Origin of the sequence: Paraburkholderia sp. UYCP14C, assembly GCF_004197395.1 — a bacterium.
GTDB lineage: Bacteria > Pseudomonadota > Gammaproteobacteria > Burkholderiales > Burkholderiaceae > Paraburkholderia.
Genome location: NZ_SELS01000375.1, coordinates 1 through 336 on the forward strand (window position 1 = coordinate 1; position 336 = coordinate 336).

Here is a 336-nt window from a genome sequence, read left to right on the forward strand (position 1 = left end):
CCGTCTCCGGTGGCCGGCCTTGATGTTTGACCGCCTTGCCGAAAAAGGCTTTTGCCGCGGCCACATCGCGCTTTGCCTTGAGCATGAAGTCTACCGTCTGGCCGTCCCGATCCACCGCCCGATATAGATAACCCATTTGCCCCGGATCTTCAGGTACGTCTCGTCAACCCTCCACGACTGCTTTGTTCGGCAGGGTAGGCGGCGGACGCAATTAGGCCTTTTTAACGCACTGCGCCTGGCCAAAGGCGTTCCATTGGTTGTAAGCGATCCATCAGCGACGCCCGTCAGAGTGAGGCCTTTGGGCGCGTGATGTATGGTAGCGGGACGAGTCAGCGG

Annotated in this window: 1 pseudogene; it reads right to left on the reverse strand. The window is 59.5% G+C overall.

Going from position 1 to position 336, the window contains the following annotated elements:
* Nucleotides 1-180 (reverse strand): annotated as a pseudogene (locus EVC45_RS45275) (DDE-type integrase/transposase/recombinase); the annotation flags it as partial.
* Between the last annotated feature and the right edge of the window lie 156 nt (nt 181-336).